The following is a 1,187-nucleotide window of genomic DNA, read 5'->3' on the forward strand; positions in this document are numbered from 1 at the left end:
GAGAAGAGTGAGACAGAAGGAATAACACAATCCAGCTTAAGCCATACTGAACTTATGAGGAAATTTGAAAGAAAGCTAGGAGTAAGTTGGAATGATGTATATATAGGTACTGTAGTAGAGCAAGCTATAGTAGGGGGCGCAGGAATAATAACGCAGCAAAATGGTGCCCAGTTTAGAACAAGCACAAGCAACCAAACAATTATAACAACCTTTAGCTTAAGGTTTAATAGTGAGGCTGATTTGAGCAGGTTTATTAATTATTATAGAGAAAACTATCCAGGATTAGTAGTTCAAGAACAAATGATTAGGTATCAAGCAGGCCAATTAACTAGTATAAAAATGGATACAAGGAAATTATATGAAGAAGTAGCTGAGTGGCTTGGAGGATGTGGTACAAGGGACACACAGTTAGGTCGTCATATAAACTAAGCAAGAGTAATAACAACATAAAATTATTAAATAAAGGAGAACAAGATGAGAACAGATGAAATAAGAAACAATGTAGAGAATAGCAATGAAGTTGAGCATCCTAATGAATATATATGCATAATTACTCAGGATTTAATGGAAGAACCTGTGATAGCGGAAGACGGGTATAGTTATGAGAAAGAGTCAATAGTTAGATGGATGAGGGAGCACCGTAATCAAAGCCCTATGACAAGACAAGCTATGGATCCCGGTAAGCTAATACCTAACAGAAATTTAAAAGATGCAATAGAAGTATATAAGGCAAGGATAGCACTACAAAATACAAGTATTGCAGAAGAGAGAGAAGAAAGTTCAACCGTTGTAAGTAGGAATGTATATTCATCCCCTAAGTATAGCCATATTAAAGTGATGCGTAAGTTACAAAATGATTTGGATGTGGAGATGAATGCAGTATATATGGGGACTGTTGTTGAACAAACTTTGGTTGGTATGGCGGGTATTTATACTAATCAGGAAAGAGCAATATTTCGTAGGAATAATGAAAGTGGGCATACATGTTTTAAACTAAGGTTTGCATCTGATCAGGAATATTTAAAGTTTATAACATACTATAATACCAATTTTAATGGTTTGATAGTAGATGAAGGAGAATTTAATGAAGGTTATACCAACATTACTATAAATAGTGAAAAGTTAGTTGAGGAATTATCACCGAAGCTTGGAGAATTTAAAAAGGAAGCTCACAATAAAGTAATGCA

At 34.5% G+C, this 1,187-nt stretch carries 2 protein-coding genes; both read left to right on the forward strand.

All coding sequences use genetic code 11. From position 1 onward, the window contains the following. On the forward strand, window positions 1-429 hold a 429-nt coding region (locus NF27_RS10805), incomplete at its 5' end, for a hypothetical protein (RefSeq protein ID WP_039459580.1). A 45-nt stretch (window positions 430-474) separates the two neighbouring features. Further along, window positions 475-1,187: U-box domain-containing protein (locus NF27_RS10810; RefSeq protein ID WP_039459581.1), on the forward strand; the 713-nt coding region annotated here is incomplete at its 3' end.

This window comes from Candidatus Jidaibacter acanthamoeba (assembly GCF_000815465.1).
Classification (GTDB): Bacteria; Pseudomonadota; Alphaproteobacteria; order Rickettsiales; family Midichloriaceae; genus Jidaibacter; species Jidaibacter acanthamoebae.